The organism is Ekhidna sp. ABH4_415, from assembly GCF_056161305.1.
Genome location: NZ_JBSWYW010000003.1, coordinates 134,533 through 157,500, shown reverse-complemented (window position 1 = coordinate 157,500; position 22,968 = coordinate 134,533). Strand labels below are relative to the sequence as shown.

Annotated in this window: 17 protein-coding genes and 1 tRNA gene (1 of these 18 only partly in view); 4 read left to right on the top strand and 14 right to left on the bottom strand. The window is 39.5% G+C overall.

Annotated features, from left to right (window positions below):
* Together ACXAH9_RS05945 and ACXAH9_RS05940 are read right to left on the bottom strand one after the other, a co-directional pair.
* Positions 1-387 carry the 5' portion of a Fur family transcriptional regulator gene (locus ACXAH9_RS05945; RefSeq protein WP_349563457.1) on the bottom strand. Its footprint begins 78 nt before the window's first position, so only the first 387 of its 465 coding nucleotides appear in the window; the start codon lies at positions 385-387; its stop codon lies off the left edge, out of view.
* A gap of 27 nt (positions 388-414) precedes the next feature.
* Positions 415-2,616 (bottom strand): RelA/SpoT family protein, encoded by a 2,202-nt coding sequence (locus ACXAH9_RS05940; RefSeq protein ID WP_474893942.1) that lies wholly within the window; start codon positions 2,614-2,616, stop codon positions 415-417.
* Positions 2,617-2,713: 97 nt separating this feature from the next.
* Between ACXAH9_RS05940 and ACXAH9_RS05935 the strand changes: the two genes are divergently transcribed.
* The 4 genes from ACXAH9_RS05935 to clpX all read left to right on the top strand — a co-directional run bounded on the left by ACXAH9_RS05935 (position 2,714) and on the right by clpX (position 6,224).
* A tRNA-Leu gene (locus ACXAH9_RS05935) sits at positions 2,714-2,795 on the top strand.
* Positions 2,796-2,890: 95 nt separating this feature from the next.
* On the top strand, positions 2,891-4,207 hold the full coding sequence (gene tig, locus ACXAH9_RS05930; protein ID WP_474893941.1) for a trigger factor: 1,317 nt from the start codon (positions 2,891-2,893) through the stop codon (positions 4,205-4,207).
* A gap of 112 nt (positions 4,208-4,319) precedes the next feature.
* The gene (locus ACXAH9_RS05925; RefSeq protein WP_474893940.1) at positions 4,320-4,988 is read left to right on the top strand and encodes a ClpP family protease; all 669 of its coding nucleotides are present in this window, start codon (positions 4,320-4,322) and stop codon (positions 4,986-4,988) included.
* 6 nt (positions 4,989-4,994) lie between these two features.
* On the top strand, positions 4,995-6,224 hold the full coding sequence (gene clpX / locus ACXAH9_RS05920; protein ID WP_474893939.1) for an ATP-dependent Clp protease ATP-binding subunit ClpX: 1,230 nt from the start codon (positions 4,995-4,997) through the stop codon (positions 6,222-6,224).
* Here clpX and ACXAH9_RS05915 read toward each other — a convergent pair.
* The 12 genes from ACXAH9_RS05915 to lepA all read right to left on the bottom strand — a co-directional run bounded on the left by ACXAH9_RS05915 (position 6,221) and on the right by lepA (position 22,881).
* Complete coding sequence (locus ACXAH9_RS05915; protein ID WP_474893938.1) at positions 6,221-7,096, bottom strand: hypothetical protein; 876 nt, start codon at positions 7,094-7,096, stop codon at positions 6,221-6,223. The two genes, clpX and ACXAH9_RS05915, sit on opposite strands and share 4 nt — an antisense overlap.
* Positions 7,097-7,516, bottom strand: a complete 420-nt coding sequence (locus ACXAH9_RS05910; RefSeq protein WP_474893937.1) for a 6-pyruvoyl trahydropterin synthase family protein — start codon at positions 7,514-7,516, stop codon at positions 7,097-7,099. It lies immediately after the preceding gene.
* Positions 7,517-7,569: 53 nt separating this feature from the next.
* The gene (locus ACXAH9_RS05905; protein ID WP_474893936.1) at positions 7,570-8,073 is read right to left on the bottom strand and encodes a hypothetical protein; all 504 of its coding nucleotides are present in this window, start codon (positions 8,071-8,073) and stop codon (positions 7,570-7,572) included.
* A complete protein-coding gene (locus ACXAH9_RS05900; protein ID WP_474893935.1) occupies positions 8,070-10,262 on the bottom strand; it encodes a T9SS type A sorting domain-containing protein in 2,193 nt (730 codons plus the stop codon). Before ACXAH9_RS05900 ends, ACXAH9_RS05905 begins: the two co-directional genes overlap by 4 nt.
* A gap of 70 nt (positions 10,263-10,332) precedes the next feature.
* Positions 10,333-12,144, bottom strand: coding sequence for a fasciclin domain-containing protein (locus ACXAH9_RS05895; protein WP_474893934.1), 1,812 nt, complete (start codon positions 12,142-12,144; stop codon positions 10,333-10,335).
* A 20-nt stretch (positions 12,145-12,164) separates the two neighbouring features.
* Positions 12,165-13,076, bottom strand: coding sequence for a hypothetical protein (locus tag ACXAH9_RS05890; RefSeq protein ID WP_474893933.1), 912 nt, complete (start codon positions 13,074-13,076; stop codon positions 12,165-12,167).
* Positions 13,077-13,107: 31 nt separating this feature from the next.
* Positions 13,108-14,466 (bottom strand): RagB/SusD family nutrient uptake outer membrane protein, encoded by a 1,359-nt coding sequence (locus tag ACXAH9_RS05885; protein WP_474893932.1) that lies wholly within the window; start codon positions 14,464-14,466, stop codon positions 13,108-13,110.
* A gap of 13 nt (positions 14,467-14,479) precedes the next feature.
* Positions 14,480-17,464: a SusC/RagA family TonB-linked outer membrane protein gene (locus ACXAH9_RS05880; protein ID WP_474893931.1), complete on the bottom strand. Its 2,985-nt coding sequence runs from the start codon at positions 17,462-17,464 to the stop codon at positions 14,480-14,482.
* Positions 17,465-17,709: 245 nt separating this feature from the next.
* Positions 17,710-19,659, bottom strand: coding sequence for an OmpA family protein (locus ACXAH9_RS05875; RefSeq protein WP_474893930.1), 1,950 nt, complete (start codon positions 19,657-19,659; stop codon positions 17,710-17,712).
* Positions 19,614-20,231, bottom strand: coding sequence for a 7-carboxy-7-deazaguanine synthase QueE (locus ACXAH9_RS05870; protein WP_474893929.1), 618 nt, complete (start codon positions 20,229-20,231; stop codon positions 19,614-19,616). Before ACXAH9_RS05870 ends, ACXAH9_RS05875 begins: the two co-directional genes overlap by 46 nt.
* Positions 20,215-21,090, bottom strand: a complete 876-nt coding sequence (locus tag ACXAH9_RS05865) for a bifunctional 5,10-methylenetetrahydrofolate dehydrogenase/5,10-methenyltetrahydrofolate cyclohydrolase (protein ID WP_474893928.1) — start codon at positions 21,088-21,090, stop codon at positions 20,215-20,217. The genes ACXAH9_RS05870 and ACXAH9_RS05865 overlap by 17 nt, the downstream gene beginning before the upstream one ends.
* Positions 21,091-21,093: 3 nt before the next feature.
* A complete protein-coding gene (lepA, locus tag ACXAH9_RS05860) occupies positions 21,094-22,881 on the bottom strand; it encodes a translation elongation factor 4 (protein WP_474893927.1) in 1,788 nt (595 codons plus the stop codon).
* Positions 22,882-22,968: the final 87 nt, after the last annotated feature.

The window sequence follows — 22,968 nt, the reverse complement described above, 5'->3', positions numbered from 1 at the left end:
TTGCAATAATTGACCAACGGTCGTTTGAATGTTTTGAATGCGCGGATCACAGAACTCATGCACCTTATTGCAATCGGTGCAAATGAGGTGGTCATGCTGACGGAATCCATAGGCTTTTTCAAACTGAGCCAGGTTTTTTCCGAACTGATGCTTGGTGACCAAGTCGCAATCTACCAACAAGTCTAACGTATTATATACTGTGGCTCGACTAACCCGGTAGTTTTTGTCCTTCATACTAACATATAAGGACTCCACATCGAAATGCCCATCACGATTGTAAATCTCTTCCAAGATCGCAAACCTCTCCGGCGTTTTCCGTAAATTCTTATTCTCAAGGTGCGCTTGAAAAATTTTCCTTACTTCATCCATAATATTCTGTCCCTGCATATTGCAAATATAATTTATGGGATTCGATCAATTGGTGCGGCTCACCTTTACTACACCATTTACTTTCTCTAACTTCTTAACAAGTGTGTCAAGGTGTGAGGTGTCTTCTACATATAAGCGTATATTCCCTTCAAAGATTCCCCCTTCTGTATTAATAGATAAGGAGCGCATGTTTACCTTCAATTCCTCTGAAATAATATTGGACACATCACTCACGAGTCCCATTCTATCCGTACCTATAATGGCCAAGGTTGCTTCAAATGAATGTTTACGTGAGGATGCCCATTTCGCTTTTATTATTCGGTAACCATAATTGGATAAGAGTTCCGCAGCGTTAGGACAAGTAGTTCTGTGAATCTTAATACCCTCACTTACTGTGACGAAACCAAACACATCATCTCCCGCTATCGGATTGCAACACTTAGCGAATTTGTAGTCGATGATATCAAGATCTTCACCAAGAAGCAGTAAATCACTATCTGTTTTACGTACTCGGCTAAGCTTCTCTTCAATGTCTTTGGCTCCTCTTACACTCGGCTTTTTAATTTCATCTTTCTCACTTTTAGCAAAGGACTTTATTAATGAGTGATCAATCTTACCTGTTCCAACCAGGTAAAGCATATCCGTCACGCTCTTAGCGTTGAAATAGTGGGATATATCTTCAAGCACCGATTGCTTGTATTCCAGTTTGAGCTGTTTTAGCTTTCGTTTTACAATTTCCTTCCCTTCATCAATAAATACCTTTCTCTCCTCTTTGAGTGCATCTTTAATTTTCGATTTTGCCTTGGAACTCACTACATATTGTAGCCAGCTTTCATTTGGCTTTTGCTTACTAGAAGTAAGGATTTCTACCTGATCTCCATTTTTCAGCTCAAAGTTCAGTGGGACCAACTTTTGGTTCACCTTTGCCCCCAGACAATGCTCCCCTATTTCTGTATGTATATCAAAGGCAAAGTCTAATGCTGTTGCTCCTTGCGGCAAAGTCCTTAAATCACCTTTTGGTGTGAATACAAAAACTTCATCACTATATAGATTTGAACGAAAATCATCAACAAATTCGATGGCGTTACCGTCATTTTGCTCAAGGATCTCTCGTACTTTCGCGATCCACATTTCCAACCCACTCTCATCTGTTGTCTTTCCATCTTTATATTTCCAATGAGCTGCATATCCTTTTTCTGCAATTTCATCCATGCGTGTTGTCCTTATCTGCACCTCAACCCACTTCCCCGTATCGCTCATTACAGTGGTATGAAGTGATTCATAGCCATTTGCTTTGGGAATACTAATCCAATCCCTCAAGCGATCCGGGTTAGGCTGGTAATAATCTGTTACTAGAGAATAAACCTGCCAACAGTATGCTTTCTCATCTTTATATGGAACTTCCAGAATTATTCGTACAGCGAACAAGTCATAAACCTCCTCGAAAGGCACATTCTGTTTTTTCATTTTATTCCAGATGGAATGAATGGATTTTGGCCTTCCTTTTATTTCATAATCAACACCTAAAGAATTTAGTTTGTCCTTTATTGGACGAATAAAATTTCTTATAAACTTATTCCTCGAGTCCTTCGTTTCATTAATTTTTCCAGCAATTTCTTCATAGACCTCAGGTTCGCTGTATTTGAGGTAGAGATCTTCTAATTCGGACTTGAAAGCATATAGACCTAAGCGATGCGCGAGAGGAGCATATAGGTATATGGTTTCATTGGCAATCTTTAGCTGCTTGTTTCTAGGCATACTTTCCAGTGTACGCATATTATGCAGTCGATCTGCCAGCTTTATAAGAATCACCCGTACATCATCAGAAAGTGTGAGTAGCATTTTTCGGAAGTTTTCAGCCTGCTGAGAGCTTCCATGATCAAACACACCAGAAATTTTCGTAAGCCCATCAATAATGGTGGCCACTTTCTTCCCGAATAGTCTTTCAATATCATCCAGTTCATAGTCGGTATCCTCAACAACGTCATGTAATAATGCAGCGACGATGGATGTGGTACCCAGACCAATTTCCGAAACACATATTTCGGCTACCTCTAGTGGATGAAAAATGTAAGGCTCGCCAGATCTTCTGCGCATACCACTATGCGCTTCCATAGATGTATTGAATGCTTTTTTAATGATTTTAGCATCCCCATCTTTAAGAATAGGTTTTGCCTTTCGGAGCAAGCGTCTATAGCGCCTGATAATCTCTTTTTTTTCTGATTCTAAATCTTCCTCTACTACCATAATAATTTTACAAAATTAATCCCTTGTTGAATCAAAAATATTACCTACTTTTGCCTTCCAATTTTCGGAGCAAGAAAAAGTTCTCGCAAAGAAAACTGCGGATGTGGCGAAATTGGTAGACGCACTAGACTTAGGATCTAGCGCCGCGAGGCATGGGGGTTCGAGTCCCTCCATCCGCACTGAAAAACAACCCTCTTTCCGAAACCTCCCGATAGCTATCGGGATAGGGCCGAGTAAGAGGGTTTTTATTTTATAAATACCAAACAATAGTACGTTGGAAATAACTTTTGACAAAAACGAAAAAACTCAAGGTGTAATTAAAATTAGCGTAAACAGAGCTGATTTTCAACCTGGTGTAGATCAAAAAATCAAAGAGTACAGCAAGACTGCCAACATTAAGGGATTTCGTCAAGGAAAAGTGCCTCCGGGCATGATCCGAAAAATGTATGGAAGTGCATTGATTGTAGAAGAGATCAATAAATTGGTTTCTGATAAACTAAATTCATACCTAAGAGAAAGTGATACACAATTCTTAGGTGAGCCTTTACCAGTAGAAACTGATAAACAATTTGACTGGGAAAATGACGAGCAATTCGAATTCAATTATGAAATCGGATTTGCTGAGCCGTTTGAGGTAAAGGTTGATAAGAAGGTCAAGCTTGATAAGCACTCTATCAAAGTGGATGATAAGGTGATTGATGAGACCATAGAGAACCTGCAGCGTCAATTCGGTGAAATGGAGAATCCTGACACCTCTTCAGAGAAGGATACCTTATATGGTACGATCAAATCAAAAGATGGATCGGTTGATCAGGAGGTAAGTATTGATTTGAGAGATGTAGAAAAAGGTGCATTGAAAAAACTTACCGATGTGAAAGTAGGCGCTGAGGTTGAAGTGGATCCTAAGAAAAGCTTCAAGAATGATAATGTATTGAAAAATCAGCTCCGAATGGATGATGATGAATACAAAAAGCTAAAAAAGCTTACGTTCACCGTTCAAGCTATCAACCATTACAAGCTCGCTCCAATTGATCAGGAGCTGTTTGACAAGACCTTCGGTAAAGGTACGATCAAAGATGAGGCTGGATTTAGGGATCGTGTTAAAGAAATCGTATCTCAGAATTATAAAGGAGAAGAGGGGAAGTTTTTTGACCATCAGGTAAGAGAAAAGCTGACTGAATCTGCCAAAATTAATTTACCGGATGAGTTTTTGAAGAAATGGTTGATCAGAACCAATGAAAACATCACTCCTGAATTGATGGAGCTTGAGTACGCATCTTATGCCAAAGAGCTCAAATGGTCATTGATCCGGAATCAGATTGTAAAAAATCAGGACATTAAGGTAGAGCACGAGGACGTGATCAATGAGGCAAAAGCGCTTATTAAGCAGCAATTTGCAGGCTCAGGAATGGGGGATCAAATGAATGACCAGTTGGATACTTTTGCCAATAATTACCTACAAGGTGAGAATGGTGAAAATTACATGAAGGTTTTCAATCAGGTTCAGTCTCAAAAAGTACTTGATTACATCAAAAGCGAGATTACCGTAAAAGAAAAAGCAGTAACTCTAGATGAATTCAGAAAGCTGTGATTCTGAGCATTTGGTCATATAATTTGAACCATACGACATCATTTTAAGTTTTGAAGAAGTCCTGTACACGGGACTTTTTTATTTTTACACCGGATATCTTTAAATTATAGAAATGATAAACACTGAGGAATTCAGAAAATATGCCGTAAAAGGCCAGAATATAAGCGGAACTGCTGTTGACGATTATGTCCACCATGTGGAGAGCATGACACGAGCAGTAATCGAAGAGCGACCAACCAATTTTCGTGAAATTGACGTCTTTTCGCGTCTAATCATGGATCGTATTATCTTCCTGGGTATGCAGGTAGAGGAAAACATCGCTAATATCATAACGGCTCAGTTGCTCTTTCTTGAGTCTGTGGATTCTAAAAAAGACATTCTTCTATATATTAATAGTCCGGGTGGATCTGTCTATGCAGGGCTTGGCATGTATGACACCATGCAATATGTAAGCCCTGATGTAGCTACTATTTGCACTGGTATGGCTGCCTCTATGGGTGCGGTCTTATTATCTGGTGGAGCAGCTGGAAAGCGTTCTGCTCTTCCTCATGCGCGAGTGATGATTCACCAACCAAGTGGCGGAATGCAGGGTCAATCTAGAGATATGGAGATTACTCTCAAGCAGATGCAAGAATTAAGAAAAGACCTTTATAATATCTTGTCTAAGCATTCTGGCAAATCATTGAAGGACATAGAACGAGATTCAGATAGAGATTATTGGATGAGAGCATCCGAAGCAAAAGAATATGGCCTCATCGACGAGGTATTGGAAAAAAAATAAATCAGCATGGCTCAGGTAACTTGTAGTTTTTGTGGTAGAAATAAAAAAGATGTAGATCTGATGATCTCTGGCATACATGCTCACATTTGTGATAAGTGTATTGCTCAGGCTCAGCAGATTCTGAATGAAGAGTTGAAAACTACATCTGAGAATGAAAGTCCGAACTTCAAACTCATCAAGCCAGCCGATATGAAATCGCACCTTGATGAGTTTGTAATTGGGCAGGATGAGGCAAAGAAATATATCTCTGTTGCTGTGTACAATCATTATAAACGATTGATGCAGACGGCTGACAAAGATGATGTGGTTATTGAAAAATCAAACATCATCATGGTCGGTCAAACCGGAACAGGTAAAACATACCTGGCCAGAACGCTTGCAAAAATCCTACAGGTACCATTCTGCATTGCTGATGCGACGGTTCTAACCGAAGCTGGCTATGTAGGAGAGGACGTAGAAAGTATCCTGACTCGATTGCTCCAATCTGCAAATTATGATGTAGAAGCAGCTGAGCGAGGTATTGTTTACATTGATGAGATTGACAAGATTGCCCGAAAGTCTGACAATCCCTCTATTACACGAGATGTAAGTGGCGAAGGTGTGCAGCAGGCGTTGCTTAAACTGCTTGAGGGAACTACAGTAAATGTTCCACCACAAGGAGGAAGAAAGCACCCGGATCAGAAGATGATCAATGTGAATACCGAAAATATCCTATTCATTTGTGGTGGTGCTTTTGATGGAATTGAGCGTCACATTGCCAATAGACTGAACACTCGTCCAATTGGATTTGCTAATGACAATGAGTTCAAGTCGGGAGTTATTGATAAGGATAACTTATTGCAATACATCACTGCCCAGGACATTAAGAGTTTCGGTCTTATACCAGAGCTAATAGGGAGATTGCCAGTTTTAACCCATTTGGATCCTCTCAATAATGATGCATTGAAACAGATTCTAACTGAGCCTAAAAATGCGCTAATCAAACAGTACACTAAGCTTTTTGAAATGGAGGATGTTAAGCTCGATCTTCAAGAAGATGCGCTTGACTACATAGTGGAAAAGGCGATGGAATTTAAGCTGGGCGCCAGAGGACTGAGATCTATTTGCGAGGCAATTGTAACCGATGCGATGTTCGAACTTCCATCGAACAAGGACATCAAAGAAATAGTGATCGACCGAGCATATGCAGCTGAGAAGTTTGAGAAATCTAAATTTAATAAGCTGAGAGCTGCTTAATTGTCCTTATCTATCCACTCAATGATTTCCTGAGCTGCCTGCCTGGCAAATGGCTGAATTCCTATTATTGACTTGAGTTCCTGGTAACTTTGCATAATACCTGCACAATACTGATGGTCGTGTAATACTTTTTTGATCTCAAAAATTAAAACTCCTGTCTTATTTGCTGGAATATTGCTAATGATGTCCTTACCTAAAAGTTTATTAATCACTGCATTTTCATTATTCGATTTCCTGAATAGTGATTTTTGATAAACATTAACTGTAGGGCAATTTGTATACGCCGCAAACACATTGCTGAATTGATCCAAAGCAATGGATGCATTGGAACGATTAGCTGCAGCGACTGCTTCTTTCAGACTTAGGGAAACATCCAGAGTATTAAAATTGATATCAGGATTTAATTTCGAGATGTTTTTTAACAAGTTGTCTGCTAATCCTTTCTTCCCACGGTCTGAATAGAAAATAGACACCTCAGTAGATTCAACCTCATCATAATTATTGCCATTCAATTTTCTGATTACATCTGACAATAACAAGACATTTGGGATTTCGAGGCTTTTTACAGGAACATCCGTATAAACTTTTCTTACAGACAGCTGAGATAAATTCCTACGATCATGTTTATCCATCAACGTTTGATGAAAGAAGCAACACTTAATCTTTCGCTTTCTTGCCCGTTTTACTATTGAAATTGATTTGCTTGTTCCTATTACAATCAATAGATCTGGTCTGGATTTCTTTAATTGAGAGGTTACATTAGAGGGGTTAAACAAAATCTCATGACGGATATCAAATCGTCTGATTTCGTCGATAAGCTTTTCTGACAACTGGGAACAAAGAAGGCTTTCGGAAACGACCAGATACCTCATCTATTCCCCGTAGTAGTCAACAAAGTTTCTTGGAGTTTCATATAATCTCAATCTGTGCAGTTTAGCAGTTGGGATTATTGCATTGATCCTTGGTTCAAGTATTTTCCAAAATTCTATAACCAGGTTTTCACAGCTTCCCATTTTGCCCTGCATAAAAGGAACATCGAGATTGATATTCTTATGATCAACCTTCTCGATAATCTCTGATTGTATGATCTCTTTGAGTTTCTTAAGATCAATTACAAATCCAGTTTCCGGATCCACTTCACCTTTCACTGATGTGATCAACTCAAAATTATGCCCGTGCCAATTTTCATTGGCACAGGGGCCAAACACTTCGAAATTTTTTTCTTTAGACCAATTCGGATTGTACAGTTTATGCGCTGCGTTGAAGTGTTCCTTTCGGTGGATTACTAGCATTGAAGTAAAGTTAATCTGAAAGAAAAAAGCCATCATAATTGATGGCTTTATGTTTATCGCAATTTTATTTTATCTAAGTAAGCTTCAATATCCGGGGCTTTCTTCATCTTTCTAAGATTCTTCTCTATATCTTCAGTGTAATAATTTTTTAGTTTTATCGCTTTTGTCAAGACTCTTTTCATCCTAATTGAAGCATTCAACTCTGTGATTTCTCCATTTTCAACAGCCTTCTCATAATATTTATTTATCCTCCATACTGCCTTGTGGATATTGGGCTTTATCACTTTCTTTTCCTCAACTGCATAAGCACCTGTTCCCATCTCATAATAAACAAATTCATTCTCGAATTTATTCAATAACATAGTTACAGTATCACCCAAAATATGTGGACCAACATAATAACCTCTTTTGCTGGCATCATCTCCTAAGGAGCTAGAACTCTTATTGAGATACGTAACTCCACCCGTACCAACCGTCTCACTGCCTCCCGAAAACCTGGCCTGCCCCTGCACAACAAAGGTCAAAAAAATTACACTAATAAAATATATGACTCTCATCGTTTAATAAATCTTTTTGTTACTTCAATTTCGTTATTCTTCATGCGAAGAAAGTAAATACCACTCTTTAAACCACTTACATTAATAGTATTTTGAGAATCGGTTAAATATCCAGCTAAATGGCTTTTGCCAGACACATCAGTGACCTGATAGTAATATTCGTAATTTAATCCAGCTATTGTTACTACATTTTCAGAAGGATTAGGAAATACAGTGACATTATCATTTGTATTGACGCTAAGAACCATATCTTCCGATATAACAACTGTCTCAGTATAGTTTGAACGGTTTCCTTTTACTCCATCTGCGTAAAGTCTGTAACTGTATGAATTACCAGCTTCCAAAGTATCTCGATAAAATATTGTATTGTTTTCTAACCTTTTATATTCAGTGAACTCAGAGCCGTTAACTGAACGTTCCAACACATATGAAGTTTCATTTGTAGATCCATCAAACCATCTGATTGTTGCCACTTGATTTTCTACTTTGGAAAGCCTAAAATCAATTGGATCATCAACTGTATAATCAGGCTCTACACTTATATTGTCAATGAAAAGATTATTCCCATTCTTAGAAATATTACGAAAGGCAAATCGAGCGAATTCTAATTCTTCAGGAACCTCATACTTTATAGTCCTGGAAGACCATTCACTCCCATCAGATGGAACAAAACTTGATAAAATAGGATCTGCTGTTGCAAGTTCTGCTCCCCCCTGCTGCCATATTTCTATTTCTTTTGATCCACACTGAGAAGCCAATATTAATTCTAATGTGTCATACTTTGCAGGAATATCATTTTCAATATCAATAGGCCTGAAAGTGTAGGCAAGATCAAAAGAAATTGAAAATGACTTAATTCCATCAGTATTATAATTTCTAAGTATTAAAAAGTCAATATTTCTATTTAGTTCAGTAGAATAGCCGTGATTATCTATCCAAAAACTACCTGAAGAAGCATTACCTTCACTATCAACATCACCTCTGTACTCAAATGTCAAAGCTCTGTCTTCATTCTCAATGGTAAAATCAGAAGGAATTCCACTGTCTACCGAGGAAAAGTAAGGATCAATCAAAGTATTAGCCAAAGGATCGGTAATGCTGACAAAAGTCGCTCTTGATAAGGTTGATGTTTCTCCCTGACTATTTGTGACTGTGAGTGTAACGCCAAATATCCCAGATTGATTATATGTTACAACAGGATCTTCTGCTGTACTGGATGAAGGAGTACCTCCTTCAAATGTCCACTCATATGAGGTTGCTCCAAAGGCATCACCGTCAAATGACACTTGAGAACCAATGCATGTTGATGGATCATCCGCAGTAAACTTAGCTGTAAACCCATCTGTTTTAAATTTTAGATAAAACCTTCCATTCTCGAACCCTTCTCGCACACGATCATATTGGCCGGCAGTAAACATATCCTGACAAGCATCCAATGAGTAGGCCATGATATTACTTGGGTCTGGCTCATAGGGATCTCCGTTGGCATCCGTTGCACTACCAACATAAGAACAGTTATTTGAATTAACCATTCCACTTAAATTCGGATCTGCAGGTGTATCACAGATATTATCTCCTGCAGTCGTGCAGTTACTTCCATCGACTAATTCGTCCGTTGTTCCGGTATTTGTCTTTCCGTGTGTATGGAATAAGGTGAAATAATGACCTAATTCATGTTCTAATGTTGTTCCATTTAGTGTACAACCGTAAGTAGTAAAAACCCTATCAGAACTTGGAGGAAACCGTGTGTAACCACAAAGAGGTAGATTACCACTTGATAGTGAACCTGAAAAATAAATATTAATAACTCCAGAAATATCATTCGCTGATGCTACTGCTCCTTCATTAGAACTATCCAAATTATAATTATCATCATCAACTATAATGTTCACTTCACCTTCATGCTCAAATTGCATGTTCGCATTTGAATACAAAGCATTCAGTCTAGATATTATAGAATTAATCTGTGTTGTGGTAAGTCCGCCATCACCGGAACTTGTCATTATTGTATGAAATTTGATAGGAATCGTTACTTCAGTTGAGGCTAAAGTAGAAACTCCTCTGCTTCTAAGTGTTTGTATACTTTTCATGAAAGCGATGTTCTCTTCCGTCACTTCAGTACCGCACTCTTGAGAGAAAACAGAATGAATGGCAACCAAGCTTAAAAACAAATACAAAAATCTTCTCATAACATTATTTATAAACAAATAGAGCGGTAAAACATTACCGCTCTATTAACAAAATTAATACCAAATAAATTTATGGTTCAGGGAAAATATCCTCCATTTCGTGAATAACTCCGTTATTCGCCCATATATTAAAATTCAATACTTCAATCTCTCCACTATTAGGATTACTAGGGTTGGTAATTACAACTAACTCAAGAGCAGTATCTCCACTTGCATCTATAAGACCCCAAACAATTTCCTCACCATTAGCCAATGTTTGAGTTGGCAGGTCATCATTTAGGATTACAGAACTTACAACTTCACCCGGAACCATTTGATTGTCAAGGAATTCTGCAAATGCATCAGTGATTTCCACATCTTCCTCGCCACCAGCTGATAATGTATCAATATCAGCAGGATCTGAATAACCGAAATAGAAATCTATTAACGCATCACTTACTGCATAAAAAGTTACATCTTGAGCATCTGCCTCAGCATCCTTTCCTGTTACACGGAGCATGGCAGCTAATAAAGTATAGCCATTATTATCTAATACTTCAGTTATATCTTCCGAAGGTATTGGAGTAGGATAAGCCGATTCATTGTCAGTCAACTCATTTACAAAACCATTGTAAACAGCGACTGAGGCAGTCTCGTTTAACGTGTCGACTCCATTGAGAGTTAAAGTTCCTTCATCAGAATGCTGGATATAAAATTCCGATCCATTAACACTTTCAACTTTTGTTCCCGATGCTAAACTTGTAAAGTCTATAGCACCTTCAAAAGTATAAGTTTCAAGAAAATCCTGAATTTCATCTCCATCAGCAAAATCACCAGTAGCAGGTACGTAAGCATCAGATCCTTGCGTATTAACTAGCACAGTTACAAACTGATCAAGTGAAGTATAATCTCTAGCTGCAGTTGCACTTGCATTAAGCGTCGCAAAGCCACCCAAGAAATCAGCAATAACCAAATCATTGGTTAGAACTGCATCAATCTCATGAACTACTCCGTTATCTGCTGAGAAATTAGCTGAATCTGAATCGATCTCTACCTCATTCCAGTTAAATGCACCATCAACTACAACCCATTCCTGAAATCCGTCTGCCTCAGCACCTAGTAATGTTTCATACTTCCCATCAGCAAATTCAGTCTGATAAGTTCTACTACCAATAACATGAAATTTCAATAAACTATCGACTTCATTATCACTAAGAGCAGCTAATGTAGCAGCATCAAATCCTGCATCAATAAATGCTTGATCAGAAGGCGCTAAAACTGTGAAAGTCCCACTTCCAGATAGGGTTGCATCCAATCCTACTCTTACAAGAAGTCCCTCTAGAGTTACGTGATTACTTGAATTAGCAATAACACTAAACACATCATCGGCTGGAGCTGAAAGTACCTGACTAATGCCATGAGACACTCCGTCCGTACTAAATAAATCAGCTTCAACGACTGCTGCTTTACCATTTACACCTATACTTCCATCAGTTGAAAACGTAGGATAACTGCTTTTTCCAGCAAGTAACGTCTCCAGTGAAGCAATATTTGATGAAGATGTGAATGGAGTATTTGAAACATGGTACCTCAAAACATCTGCTAAGGCAGATGCATCGACATCAGAAATGGTATTAAAACCATTTGCGCTTAAATAATTGACAAATGCTTGGTTTGTCGGAGCGAATACTGTCACTGTATCCGTAGAAGCGAATAATTCACTACTTACACCAGCATGTGTTACCGCATCGACAAAAAGGGTGTAACCTCTTAATTCAAGCAAATCTAAGGTGCTGAGATTAGAGTAAAATCCCGTGTCGGAAGTCTTTACATCCGGATCATAGTCCTTACAGCCTATTAAAAAGACCGTAAGTGCTAAACTTATATATATGATTTTCTTCATAGTCTTAATTGATTTATTCATTAGTTGACTTTCTTAAGTTCCATTGTGAACTCACCATTGCCACCAAGTAAACCGATTATGGTAATATCTTTGGTGTCAGGATTATATGTCCCCAAAGTTGGACCTTGTGCCATAGTCCAGCCAATTCCGAACCATGCAGTCAAAGGTGTCACTACCTCTACTTGCTCTGGACACGTGATAAACTTAATACCATACGAACCTGTAAACGAAGGGTGATCCAAAATCGCCGAAGTTCCGGTTGGATCCGATGGATCAGCAGTTAATGTCACGGTTCCTGAACAGTCACGTGAAGCAGCTGCACATAAATCGAAATCCGGACAGCAAGAGTTTTCCGTTCCAAAAGAAGCCAAAGAGTACTCGCCTTCGAAAGAAGCTAAGTCAATTGGACAATCATCATCAACAAGCGTAACGGTAGCTACTCCTGCTTTAGCAAGTGTCGCATTCCCAATAGAATAACTATTATCAGATACACCAGTTATTTCCAAAGTAATTTGTTTATCTCCTTTTGGAAATAGGTCATTAACAGTAATTATACTGAAAGTAGCTGATGAAGAACCTGCAGGAATAACAACCGAAGATAAATCAGTAGTTACCGAATACTCATTACTTGCATCGTCTCCCTGATCTGCAAAATCAGACTGATCGAGGTATACAGCCGTAGCTGAAATAGTAACAGTTAAACTATTACTCAGGTCTGAAGATGATCTTAATACTGAAACCTGTACAGTAGATGCACCCACGGTACTATTCCCGTTTAATTCTGAAGTAGCAGAGGCCTCACCTACTGAAAATGAATTCGAAGCAAATGCTACAAACTTTTGATCTTCAATAGATGCAAATTCTGATTCCTTACAGGAGTAAATGACACCTGCAAGAAATACTATTAGTGTTATTATTTTAAAATATCTCATATCATTAAAATCTAGGTTCACAAACGACATATTAGTATCCCGCATTTTGAGTTAAATTCGGGTTTTGCTGTCGCTCTCTTTGAGGTACTGGCATCAATACATCCGTAGCAGCAAAATTACTTCCAGCCACTCCACTCATGATTGATTCAGCGTTTCCAGTTCGAACAATATCAAACCACCTGTGCCCTTCAAATGATAGCTCAATGAATCGCTCAGCTAAAACATCAGAAACAGAGCCACTTCCTGCATAAGCAGGAGCACCAGCTCTTGTACGTAAAGCATTGATATCAGATACTGCCTGGGCACCACCATTTCCTTCTGCTCTGATCAGGTACATTTCTGCTAATCTGAAAATAACTGTATTATCAGTTCCAGTAGCTACGTCGGTGTACTTTTCCACTATGTATCGACCACTTGGATCGCTTTCATTTAAAGAAATCAATGCTCTTGGATCATCATCGCTAGTGATGCTTCTATCTCCAAGCATAGCATCCACTAATTCCTCACCAACTGCATATTCAAATCTACCTCCATCTTGAAGAAACTGGAATGCTAATCCACTTTGGTCAGTCCCACTATAAAACATAGCGAAGATGATTGGACCTCCTGATTCAGGATTTCTAAACGCAGGAGTAAAGATTCCGGTATACGTACTACCTAAAGTATATGGACCATTTGTAATCACATCGTCAGCCACTGTAGCAGCTCCTGCTGCATCACCATCATACAACAATGCTCTGGCATGTAGCGCCTTGGCAGCCCACTCAGTCGCTCTATACTGATTGTTGTTACCCCAGTCTGCTGTAGCTAGTTCAGTAGCTGCAGTTTGAGCCTCAGTGATAACAAAATCATAAACGTCCGCTTGTGGAGTTCTGCTAATCGTACTATTAGTTGCAACATCAGTGGTTGTAACCAAAGGTACAGCGCCGTATAGAGCCGCTAAATGATGATGAAGAAATGCTCTTACAAATCTTGCTTCACCAATATGTACGTTTTTCTGATCTGCATCCAAATCAGGGAAATCCGTATTACTTAGAATTTCGATTACGTTATTGCACTGGAAAATAGTGGTGTACGCTTGCTGCCAAATGTTGTCTAAAGAAACGTTAGCTGCACTTACATCATTTTGATCCATCTCTGCAATGGATGGAAATGAACCACTATGCTGTAATTCATCACTTAGAATACCTGGATAACCAATACTAGAGTTACCATAAAGGCTCCCCGTTTGCATCCTACTATAAATACCAAGTATAGCTTGATCTGCACTTGCAGCATCAATAATTGTATTTTCTGTTAGAATCTGATCTACGGGCTCTTCCGTTACAAAATCCTCACATGAAAATGCAATGGTACTTAATCCAATTATTGTTAATAATATTTTTTTCATTGTCATATCTAGTTTATAGTCCCAGATTAATTCCTACTGAATACATTTTTGTATTCGGGAATGTCAAGAAATCAGTTCCCAGTGCCGTATTGGTAAATCCAAATGCACTTATCTCTGGATCTGGTCCATTGTAAGCAGTCCAAGTGATCAGGTTAGTACCCTGAACATAAATTCTTGCACTTCTAAGCTTAGCTTTAGAAACCAGCTCAGATGGAAGAGTATACGCAAGTGTTACATTCTTCAAACGAACATATGATCCGTCACTTAGAAAACGGCTGTTATCATTCGTGAAATCAAGAGAAGTTGTTTGAGATGCTCTAGGAATATCTGTTACATCTCCTGGCTGTCTCCATCTCCTCAATACATTTCTATCCAGCCCCCATCCTGCACTTACGTTTTGTGAGAACTGATGTGTATTGTTATATACGTCTACACCTTCAACAAACTGGAAGAACGCATCAAGGGTAATCCCCTTGTAAGAGAACCCTGTTGACAGACCTCCTATTATTTCTGGTGAGTGGTTACCAATTACCTGATTATCATCACTTGTAATAACACCGTCACCATTTGCATCTTCAAACACTGAATTTCCAGTAGCCGGATCTACACCTAGCCACTTAAGTGCATAGAATGTATTAATTGGTTCTCCTTCAATAATCGCACTTGCAAAACCAGCAAGGATTGGCTCATCTGAATTCAGTTCTTTAACCTCATTTCTCATGAAGGTTAAATTCAATTTACCTGTCCATTGAAATCCATTCAAATCAAGTATCACACCATTTAAGTCTAGCTCAATACCTTCATTTTGAACCACTCCAATATTATCCTGGAATGAGGTAAATCCTGTTGTCCATGGCACTTGGTTGTTAAAAAGTAATCCTTCCGTTTCCTGACGGAAAACACCCGCATTCATGTTCAATCTGTTGTTGAACATAGCCAATTCAAGACCCACATCAATCATAGTAGTTTCCTCCCAGCTAAGCTCCGGGTTCTCAAGACGAGAAGGAGTAAGTCCTGGTTGATCTAAATAAGAAGCTCCTCCAGAGAATGTACCTACATACTGGAAGCTACCAATCTGGTCGTTACCAGTTACACCGTAACTCGCTCTAATCTTACCAAAAGTAATGACATCAACATTGAAGAAATCTTCCTCAGAGAAGTTCCAACCAACGGAGAATGCGTAGAAGTTACCAAATTTGTTTTCAGGTCCAAATTGAGATGAACCATCCCTTCTGAATGAAACGGAAGCAAGATATTTTTCATCGTACGCATAGTTTACTCGGGTAAACCCTGACATGAAGCTTTGATCCAATCTAAATGAATCCCCTCCTGTGAAAACAGCAGCTGATCGGATGTACTTTAAGGATCCTCTAGCAAACCCGGTTGCGGTCACAAATCCTTGAGTGGTTCTTCTATTCTGCCATGTCATACCAGCTACAGCCGTAATTTTATGAGATCCACCAAAAGTTCTACTGAATCTAAAAGTCGGCTCAATATTATATGTTCCTTGATCAAGAGTAGAATAAGATCCTGCGCCTTGTGTACCTCTACCCTGAGCGGTAGTTTCAGGAGCGTACTGATCTTCTCTTACATAGTTCCAATCATAGCTAATATCCGTTCTAAAAGCTAAACCTTCAACTGGAAGCTTGTAAGTAATATTCCAGTTACCAAGAAACTTATTAGTAGTAGTTTCAAGCTTTTGCTGTAATGCTGCTCTAAGTGGGTTTGTGTTAAAACCTGGAAAGGTATCTTCAAACTCACCTGTTTCTGCATTTCTCAAAGGACGGTAGTTTGGCGCTAGTATAGCTGAACCATAAGTTCCGTAAATATTATTACCACTTTCTACCAAATTTTGCTTGTTGCTCGCGAAACTAATGCTGGTTCCGATAGTTAGGTCATCTGTTGCATTGTAATCAATATTGAGTCGAGTAGATAGTCTCTCAAATTGAGATCCAAGCATTACTCCTTCTTCATCTCTATAACCTCCACTAAGGAAGTACTTCAATGACTCGTTACCTCCAGATGCACTCACATTATATTCTCGAACGATTGCATCTCTAAAGATCGCCCCAATTAGATCAGAATCTGTTACTCCGTCCCAACCCAGTGCTTCATTTGAAAGACTTGGATCATTTGGACTTAGCCATGGAGAGTCATTTAAATACCCTTCTCTTTCAATCATGATTTGCTCAGGACCTGACAACTTTTCTACAAGTGCCAATGGCTTAGCCACTCCAGTCCATGCTCTAAAATCAATCTTAGCTTTACCGCTAGAACCTCTTTTGGTAGTGATCAACACAACTCCGTTTGCAGCTCTTGCACCATAAATAGCAGTACTCGCAGCATCTTTTAGAACCTGAATTGACTCAATATCCTGAGGGTTCAATGTTGCGAGAACATTTTGATCTTCACCTCCAATTGCATTTTGAGTCAAGTCTCCGTTCGAAATAATGATACCATCAACAACATAAAGTGGTTGAGCACCAGCATTTACTGATGTTTGACCTCTTACTCTAACGCTAACAGCACCGCCTGGCTGTCCACCTTGAGACTGAACAAATACCCCGGAAGCAAGCCCTTGTAATGATTGCTCTGGCGATACGTTTGGAAGTCTTTCAATATCTTCTTTGTTGACTGAGGCAATTGCACTCGTTAGCTCGGTTTTTAGCGTAGTACCGTAACCAACAACAACAACCTCCTGAAGCTCGGTTGCTCCTCCAAGTGTTACATCGATTGTAGTACGTGCACCTACTTGAATCTCTTGTGTCTCAAAACCTACATAAGAGAAAATAAGTGTGGCGCCATCATCTACTGAAAGTCGGTAGTTTCCATCCAAATCAGTAGTAACACCAGTTGTTGTGCCTTTAATCACAACATTCACCCCTGGTAAAGCCTCACCTGTATCATCGGTGACTTTACCTGAGACCGTTCTTTGCGCCATTGCACTAAATGCAATAACAGTTAAGAACGCAAAACTTAGTAGTAAAATCCTCTTCATACTTACTAGTTAATCGTTAAACATTAATTATTTGAAACCCGCAAGATATGCCATTTTAAGATTATTTAACAAAATAAGTTTTTGCCAAACGAGCATTTTAAACGACATTTTGTTTGAAAAAAAATAAAATCAATTTGATCGTATTGGGAAATAGGAAAAAGCCAAATTTTCCCTTCGCTATTAAAGTATTACTTTAATAAAATTTCGATAATCAGAGATGAATTTTTTAACAAAAACAAAACCTTTCAGTGTTTCATCCGTATGACACGAAATTCTATCCTGCGGTTGGACTGGCGGTTGATTTCAGAGGTATTTGGTTGGAGTGGCTGTGTATCTGCATAGCCTTTATACATTAAGCGTCCTTCATTAATACCCTTGGAAACCAGCGCGTCAAACACGGCTTTAGCTCTCTTCTCAGAAAGCGATTGATTATATGATATTGTTCCTGTATCGTCTGTATGACCGGCTATCTCTACTGTGATGTTTGGGTTTTCCTTCAAGAGCCAAAAGGCATTGTCAATTTCGGATTCCGAGCGTTTACTTATTTCATGGGAGTCCACCTCGAAATAGATGTTTTTTAAAACGAGTGTTTCTCCTTCCCTAACCGGAATAAGTTCAATATTTATGGTATCCGGTTTTAATGCTGTGTTGGAATCAGTCTTAAAGTGAAAGTCTGTATAGAGATACCCTTTCTTTTTAACATAACCTGCCAAATCCAAACCTACTGGTAAAACCATATAGTATTGTCCACTCACAGAATCCGATGTACTCTCATATATTGGGGTGTTACTCGAAAGGTCTACAACCTGAATGTCCGTGCTAAGTGGCTCACCAGTACTTGCATCTTTTACCACACCTACTATATAAGATGCACTTTTTGACCTCAATTCATCTGGAAGCATGATAGCAACAAGCTTGCTGTCCAGAATTTGATAGTTTTTTTGTTCTTCTTTTGCATAATAGGCTTTAGATCCTTCTCCTATAATTACGATGGACACTTCATCACGATACGTATTAATTGGGTATCCTAAATTTTTAGGCTTTGACCATGTTGAATCTTTCTTCTCTGATCGATACAAATCATACCCACCCATTCCAGGATAGCCATTTCCTGAAAAGTAAAGGGAGACTCCATTGGGATGAATGAACGGTGTGGTTTCATCTTTTCGAGTATTGATTGTCTTGCCAAGATTCTTTGGAACAGACCACTGGTCGTTTTCATATTTAGTAACCCAGATATCTCTTCCACCCAAACCTCCTCTCCTATTGGATGCGAAATACAGAGTTTTTCCGTCTGCGGATAACGATGGCTGAGATTCCCAATATATTGAATTGACTGGTTTTCCCAGATTTTTGGGATGTGTCCATGTATCGCCTATTTTATTTGTTATATATAGGTCACAGCTTCCCAATGAATTCCGACCGTCACAAGAGGTGAAAATCATGGTTCGACCGTCCGCTGAAACCGTACAAGCTCCCTCATTTAATGGCGTATTGATTCGAGAAGAAACAGATTGGGCAGGAAGCCATTTACCGTCTTTTCTATAGCTAACCACTATATCTTCATCTCCTCTTACATCATCTCTTTTCGTGAAGAAGATAGAAGCATCATCAATGGTGACTGATGGAAGATATTGTAGACGAAAGCGATTGATCTCTTTAGGCAGTAAGCTGACTTTGATACTATCGGTCGAATTTGCCAACTGATCTATGGCGAATTCAAGGCTTTTGGAAAGCAGGTCTATGTCAAAGTTTTCAGATCTTTCAGGAACCTTCTTTAAAAACTGACTCAGATAATCCTTTGCTTTTACATATTCACCCCTATCGAATGCCATAAAGGCCTGCTTTTCTAATACAGAGGCTATGGGATCAGGGGATGTTTCTATATAGGATTGGAATTTTGAATAAGCAGAGTCTTCTTTTCCTATCGCTTTGTAAAGACTGCCCATCCTTATATACGCTTCAAAGAAAGAGGGATCTTCTTTCGCTGATTCCTCTAGCAGTTCCAATGCTGAATAGAAATCACGATCCTTGTATTTCTTATCTGCTTTTTCATAAAGCTTTTTGGCCTTTTTATTTTCAGTGGATAAGACCTGGGAGTATGAAGATCCCAATAGCAAGAGAATCCCAATAAACAGGAGAATCCCTTTCAGGGAATATCCATGTACTTGTGTGTTTGAAGTGATATTTTCCATTTGGGATTTCGCTTCACAAAATCAACGATCAAAGGTGTCATTTCTTTTTCTTTTGACCACTCCGGTTGCAAGAATAGTTCCGCATTCGGATTCATTTTATCTCCATGCTCAGTAGCCCACTTAAAATCAGACTTGTTATAAGCTATCACTTTCAATTCGTGCGAATGAGCATAAAACTCCTTAAGAGGTTCTTTGAATTTCTTTGGAGAAAAACATACCCAATCCCATTGACCGGTGAGTGGATAGGCTCCAGAGGTTTCGATGTTGGTCTGAAGATTTACCCTGCTTAACTCCTCCGTAAGTTCAGTGAGATCATACATCAATGGCTCACCGCCAGTGACGACTACTACCTTCGCTCCAGACTGCTTTGCATCATCAACAATTTGCTTCACTGAAAACCACTTAAACTGTGAAGCATCCCAGGATTCTTTCACATCGCACCATACACAGCCCACATCGCAACCACCCAGTCTCACAAAATAAGCTGGAGTGCCGGAATAGAAGCCCTCACCCTGAATGGTGTAAAAAGACTCCATCACCGGAAGGAATTCCGGATCAGTGATTTCGCTCATAGGCTTTGAAAGTATTCAGTAGCAAGGAAGCAATGGTCATCGGACCTACTCCTCCTGGGACAGGTGTAATGAAGCTCGAAATAGGAGCCACCTCATCGTATACGACATCTCCTGCCAACCGGAAACCTGATTTTCTGGATGCATCTTCTACTCGTGTTGTGCCCACATCGATGATAACAGCACCCTCTTTCACCATGTCTTTTGTGATTAAACCAGGCTTGCCAACAGCAACCACCAAAATGTCAGCCTCTTTGGTATGACTTTTTAAATCTTTAGTGAGCTTGTGACAAACTGTTACCGTGGCGCCACCATCCTGCAACATCATTAAACTCAATGGTGCCCCGGCAATACGGGAAGCCCCTACAATTACACAATGCTTTCCTTCGGTTGGAATTTCATATCTCCTGATCAATTCCATCACTCCGAAAGGAGTGGCTGGCAAAAGCAGCTGATGGCTGGACATGATACTACCAAAATTTTGGTTTGTAAAACCATCTACATCTTTCAAAGGGGCGATACGTTCTGTAATATGCTCAACTGAAATGTGCTCTGGAAGAGGGATTTGAACAATGAAACCATCAATGTCTTCATCCTCGTTTAATTGCTCAATGTGCTTGATCAGCTTTTCTTCGGAAATGGTGCTTGCAAAATGCATGAGCGTGAAATCAAATCCGACTGCCTTACATGCATTGATTTTTCCATTTACGTAGGTATGGCTTGCGCCATCATCACCAACAATAATTATCGCTAAATGAGGCGGTCGCTTACCTTCGGCTTTTAGCTTCTCAACTTTTTCAGCGATCTCATTTTTAATGTCTTTGGAGACCTTTCTTCCGTCAATAATTATTGGTGATGACATTTTTTAATCAATTTTTAGTACAGCCATGAATGCTTCTTGCGGGATTTCTACATTACCAACCTGGCGCATTCGTTTTTTACCTTTTTTCTGCTTTTCCAGGAGCTTTCGCTTTCTGGAGATATCTCCTCCGTAACATTTAGCCAATACGTTTTTACGCATGGCTTTAACAGTTTCTCTAGCGATGATTTTTGTTCCAATTGCTGCCTGTACAGCAATTTCAAACATCTGACGTGGAATCAGCTCTTTTAGCTTTTCACACAGTCTTTTCCCCCATTCATAAGCTTTATCACGATGAACAATTGCAGAGAGTGCGTCCACTGTATCACCATTCAGCATGATGTCCAGCTTCACCATGTTGGATCTTCGATAACCAATTAGCTCATAGTCCAGAGAGGCATATCCGCGGGAGAGGGTCTTCAACTTATCAAAGAAATCAAATACAATTTCCGCTAATGGAATTTCGAATGTCAATTCCACACGGTCGGAGGTTAAGTAAACCTGATTCTTGATCTCACCTCTCTTATCCATACAAAGTGCGATGATCGGACCAATGAATTCGGACTTAGTGATAATCTGTGCACGTATGAAAGGCTCTTCAATGTGATCGATCATATTTGGCTCAGGAAGCTCTGATGGTGCACTTACTTTTAGGATTTCACCATCACTTTCAATCGCATGAAACTGCACAGAAGGCACGGTGGTAATCACGGTCATATCAAACTCGCGCTCCAATCGTTCCTGAACAATCTCCATGTGAAGCATACCCAAGAATCCGCACCTAAACCCAAACCCCAGAGCTGCAGATGTTTCTGGCTCCCATATTAAAGATGCATCATTAAGTTGGAGCTTTTCCATTGATGCCCTCAGCTCTTCAAACTCGCTGGTGTCTACCGGGTAGATGCCTGCAAAAACCATTGGTTTCACATCCTCAAACCCTTTTACCTGTCTTTGGGTAGGGCGATTGACATGTGTGATCGTATCACCAACTTTTACCTCTTTTGCTACTTTGATTCCTGAAATCAGGTATCCTACATTTCCTGCTGAAATCGAATTTTTAGGTTGATGTTCAAGTCTCAATACACCAATCTCATCCGCCTCGTATGTCTTTCCTGTATTGACAAATTTCACTTTGTCACCTTTATTCAAAGTGCCGTTAAATACCCTGAAGAATACCTCAATGCCCCTGTATGGATTGAATACGGAATCAAAAATCATGGCCTGAAGTGGCTCCTCCGGATCTCCTTTTGGAGAGGGGACTCTGTCCACAATTGCAGCTAAAATTTCGGTAATACCAATGCCTTCTTTGGCACTCGCGTGAATGATGTCTTCTTTATCGCACCCTATCAAATCGATGATCTGATCGGATACTTCTTCTGGCATTGCACCAGGTAGATCAATTTTATTAAGTACTGGAATGATCTCTAAATCATGCTCAAGGGCAAGGTATAGATTAGAGATCGTTTGTGCCTCAATTCCCTGAGCGGCATCAACTACCAATAGCGCTCCTTCACAAGCTGCAATGGATCGGGAAACTTCATAGGAAAAATCTACGTGTCCCGGGGTGTCAATAAGATTGAGGATGTACTTCTCATTGTTCAGCTCATAATCCATTTGGATTGCGTGGCTTTTGATGGTAATCCCACGCTCACGCTCCAGATCCATGTCATCCAGCAGTTGAGCCTGCATATCACGTTCGGTCACCGTTTGGGTGAACTCTAAAAGCCGATCAGCCAGGGTACTTTTACCATGATCGATATGGGCAATAATGCAGAAATTTCGAATGTTCTTCATATACTATAAGCCGGTGGATTGTGACTTTCTTTCTCCTCAATCCTTTGAAAATTAGCCGCAAAGGTAACATGCCGTCACCCTCCTTCA

What these genes read in the sequence shown, in the direction of transcription:
- ACXAH9_RS05940 (WP_474893942.1), bottom strand. Translation starts at nt 2,616, where the DNA reads ATGGTAGTAGAGGAAGATTTAGAATCAGAAAAAAAAGAGATTATCAGG.
- ACXAH9_RS05925 (WP_474893940.1), top strand. Translation starts at nt 4,320, where the DNA reads ATGATAAACACTGAGGAATTCAGAAAATATGCCGTAAAAGGCCAGAAT.
- clpX (WP_474893939.1), top strand. Translation starts at nt 4,995, where the DNA reads ATGGCTCAGGTAACTTGTAGTTTTTGTGGTAGAAATAAAAAAGATGTA.
- ACXAH9_RS05915 (WP_474893938.1), bottom strand. Translation starts at nt 7,096, where the DNA reads ATGAGGTATCTGGTCGTTTCCGAAAGCCTTCTTTGTTCCCAGTTGTCA.
- ACXAH9_RS05910 (WP_474893937.1), bottom strand. Translation starts at nt 7,516, where the DNA reads ATGCTAGTAATCCACCGAAAGGAACACTTCAACGCAGCGCATAAACTG.
- ACXAH9_RS05905 (WP_474893936.1), bottom strand. Translation starts at nt 8,073, where the DNA reads ATGAGAGTCATATATTTTATTAGTGTAATTTTTTTGACCTTTGTTGTG.
- ACXAH9_RS05900 (WP_474893935.1), bottom strand. Translation starts at nt 10,262, where the DNA reads ATGAGAAGATTTTTGTATTTGTTTTTAAGCTTGGTTGCCATTCATTCT.
- ACXAH9_RS05895 (WP_474893934.1), bottom strand. Translation starts at nt 12,144, where the DNA reads ATGAAGAAAATCATATATATAAGTTTAGCACTTACGGTCTTTTTAATA.
- ACXAH9_RS05890 (WP_474893933.1), bottom strand. Translation starts at nt 13,076, where the DNA reads ATGAGATATTTTAAAATAATAACACTAATAGTATTTCTTGCAGGTGTC.
- ACXAH9_RS05885 (WP_474893932.1), bottom strand. Translation starts at nt 14,466, where the DNA reads ATGAAAAAAATATTATTAACAATAATTGGATTAAGTACCATTGCATTT.
- ACXAH9_RS05880 (WP_474893931.1), bottom strand. Translation starts at nt 17,464, where the DNA reads ATGAAGAGGATTTTACTACTAAGTTTTGCGTTCTTAACTGTTATTGCA.
- ACXAH9_RS05875 (WP_474893930.1), bottom strand. Translation starts at nt 19,659, where the DNA reads ATGGAAAATATCACTTCAAACACACAAGTACATGGATATTCCCTGAAA.
- ACXAH9_RS05870 (WP_474893929.1), bottom strand. Translation starts at nt 20,231, where the DNA reads ATGAGCGAAATCACTGATCCGGAATTCCTTCCGGTGATGGAGTCTTTT.
- ACXAH9_RS05865 (WP_474893928.1), bottom strand. Translation starts at nt 21,090, where the DNA reads ATGTCATCACCAATAATTATTGACGGAAGAAAGGTCTCCAAAGACATT.
- lepA (WP_474893927.1), bottom strand. Translation starts at nt 22,881, where the DNA reads ATGAAGAACATTCGAAATTTCTGCATTATTGCCCATATCGATCATGGT.